The sequence below is a fragment of the Synechococcus sp. R3-13 genome (assembly GCF_047462195.1).
Classification (GTDB): domain Bacteria; phylum Cyanobacteriota; class Cyanobacteriia; order Thermostichales; family Thermostichaceae; genus Thermostichus.
The window spans coordinates 1-2206 of the sequence record NZ_JANSIO010000184.1 but is presented as its reverse complement, the minus strand read 5'-3'; the positions used below and the strand labels follow the sequence as shown (position 1 = coordinate 2206).

Below are 2206 nucleotides of genomic sequence, written 5' to 3'. Positions count from 1 at the left end.
ACTGCGAAGCAGTCAGGGTCGGGTAGTTTACTGCCGCGCATCGCTTACCAGAGGATTGTGAAGGATCGGCAGGCTATTATGATCACGGTTGAGGAGAAAATCAGGGGAAAACCACGTGGATGCAAAGTTAGTCTTGGTGGGGGTTGCTCTTGTCCTCTCTCTGGCAAGTTTCTACTTCGGCACCCGCAACGGCTTTTACGACACCGACAAGTATCACGGCAATGGCTCTGCTCATTAGAGCCGGGCGCTGGTGATTTTTTTATGGATCCCTTGCCCAGAAGGGCTTCCCTCCAGAATACAGGCAACGTCGGCGAGGGCTGGGTGCGGCAATATCTCTGTCAGCAGGGCTGGCAGATCCTGGCCCAGCGGTGGCGCTGCCCTTGGGGCGAGCTGGATCTGGTTGCCCACAAAGCTGATGTGCTGATTTTCGTAGAGGTGAAAACCCGTAGCCCCGGTAGCTGGGATCGAGGCGGGCTTTTGGCGGTTGGGATCCCCAAGCAGCGACGCTTGATCCGGGCTGCCCAGGCCTTCTTGAGCCAGCATCCCCACCTCTCCGAGTTGTCCTGCCGTTTTGATGTTGCGCTGATAGAACGTCGGGCCTCCAGGGAAGGGGTGAGCTACGCTTTGGTTGACTACCTGCCAGCGGCTTTTGAGATTTGTTGAGGCAAGCTTATCCGAGATGCTGTGGGAGCTTATGGCCGTTTCAGGTTAGGTGAGATGCCTGGGCTGCTGAGACAAGCCCTCTAGCCCCGCGCATTATTGCTCCGCAACGCTATTGCTCCACAACCCTGACGCAGTGTCCTAGAGTGTCCTAGTTTGAATCAAAATAACTATAAAGCTGGGCCAGCCTCTCCGACTCATCTGAATACGAAGAACAGATGGAGCTTTCTGGGGTCATTCATCATCCTCACTAAGATCCGGCCTGGGGATCCCTTCATTGGCTCATGATTTTGGGAAACAGCATGAAAGCACATGAGTTCTGGGCCCGTACCGACAGCCAAGGTCAACTGATCTTGCCCATGAAGGCGCAGGAACAATTGCCCAAAAATCGAGTTGTGCGGGTGCTGGTGTTGGTAGATGAGCGGGAGCTGGCTCCAGCAGAGGTAGCGGATCCTTCACAGGAGCAGTTGCCTACTGCCTCGCCAGATGAGGAGCATCTTTGGTATGGAGCTCCCACCGTTCCCTACGATGGCATTTAGCGCATGGGATCTTGGCCGGACAGCCGCCAGCGATTTAGGCGTGAGAGAGTATCTGCATCCAAGTAGGCATCAATGCCCCGCTTGCTCGATAGCCGTTTTGGTTGGACGCGCCGGATCTGCTGCTGGGCCTGCTGCACTTCATCCCACAGTTGTTCTGCCGAGACCCATTCGGCGTTGTAGCCGCCAATCACCAACTGCTGGACACGATCGGAGGTAGCCACCCGTACCCGACACCCATCCCTCTGCAACTGAGCACACAGCCGTTCAATACAACTGTCGGCGGTCTCGCCATAGGAGGTATACAGGATCTCGATACCCGAAGGGGAGCGCTCTTGCCGGGCTGGAGTGGGTTGGGCGTAGGCATCGTACACCACGGTCGCCTGGTAGCCCCGGAAGGCCACATAGTTGGCCAAAGATTCCACCAAGCGCAGACGGGCCAATTCCATCAGGGAGCGACGCGCTAACTGGCTCAGGGTGGGCCAAGCTCCGATGATGTTGTAGCCATCAACCAAGAGGAAGGTGGGAGAGGAGGCTTGCATGGATGGCGGTGGATCCCTTGTCCGGGATCACACTTCTTAATCTTAATCTTTATCTTATTTTTAATCTTAGTACCCAGCCTTAAAGGTTACCCCACTACTCCGAATGCTCCGATACTTTCCCGGTTGTGAGCAGATCACGGTCTGCGCTGAATCCAATAGGTGGTGAACAGTTCGCCACTGGCCTGTTTCTGAATTTTGCCCCCCAAGGCTGCGATGCGCCGCTCCCACTCCGTTAGGGGGGTGAAAATCGGTTCGGTGCCTTTGAATAGCTCGATGAGGCCCCATTGTTCCGCCCACACCGAGTCGGGATTGACCACTTCAATAATCACAGGTGCAGCCGGTCGCAACACTCGCATCAACTCTGCCCAAACCGCGTCGAAGTACTCAATCGGGTAGTAGTACAAAAATCCGGTGGCAATGGCCAGATCAAATTGCTCCGACTCGTAGTTTTCCAAATGGTGGGCGGAT

General features: G+C 55.6%; 5 protein-coding genes. 3 read left to right on the top strand and 2 right to left on the bottom strand.

Features of this window, described 5'->3' with window-relative positions; translation table 11 throughout:
• Nucleotides 1-115: 115 nt before the first annotated feature.
• From NW856_RS05530 to NW856_RS05520, 3 genes are all read left to right on the top strand, one after another.
• On the top strand, nt 116-238 hold the full coding sequence (locus tag NW856_RS05530) for a hypothetical protein (protein ID WP_011429573.1): 123 nt from the start codon (nt 116-118) through the stop codon (nt 236-238).
• A gap of 23 nt (nt 239-261) precedes the next feature.
• Nucleotides 262-663, top strand: coding sequence for a YraN family protein (locus NW856_RS05525; RefSeq protein ID WP_011433700.1), 402 nt, complete (start codon nt 262-264; stop codon nt 661-663).
• A 299-nt stretch (nt 664-962) separates the two neighbouring features.
• A complete protein-coding gene (locus NW856_RS05520; RefSeq protein WP_414399454.1) occupies nt 963-1199 on the top strand; it encodes a hypothetical protein in 237 nt (78 codons plus the stop codon).
• Here NW856_RS05520 and NW856_RS05515 read toward each other — a convergent pair.
• Nucleotides 1196-1738 (bottom strand): NYN domain-containing protein, encoded by a 543-nt coding sequence (locus NW856_RS05515; RefSeq protein ID WP_011429576.1) that lies wholly within the window; start codon nt 1736-1738, stop codon nt 1196-1198. The genes NW856_RS05520 and NW856_RS05515 overlap by 4 nt on opposite strands.
• Nucleotides 1739-1872: 134 nt before the next feature.
• The coding region (locus NW856_RS05510) for a class I SAM-dependent methyltransferase (protein ID WP_414399453.1) at nt 1873-2206 on the bottom strand (334 nt) is incomplete at its 5' end.

Bases quoted from the DNA above. Each gene is read 5' to 3' on its own strand.
- NW856_RS05525 (WP_011433700.1), top strand. From the start codon at position 262: ATGGATCCCTTGCCCAGAAGGGCTTCCCTCCAGAATACAGGCAACGTC.
- NW856_RS05520 (WP_414399454.1), top strand. From the start codon at position 963: ATGAAAGCACATGAGTTCTGGGCCCGTACCGACAGCCAAGGTCAACTG.
- NW856_RS05515 (WP_011429576.1), bottom strand. From the start codon at position 1,738: ATGCAAGCCTCCTCTCCCACCTTCCTCTTGGTTGATGGCTACAACATC.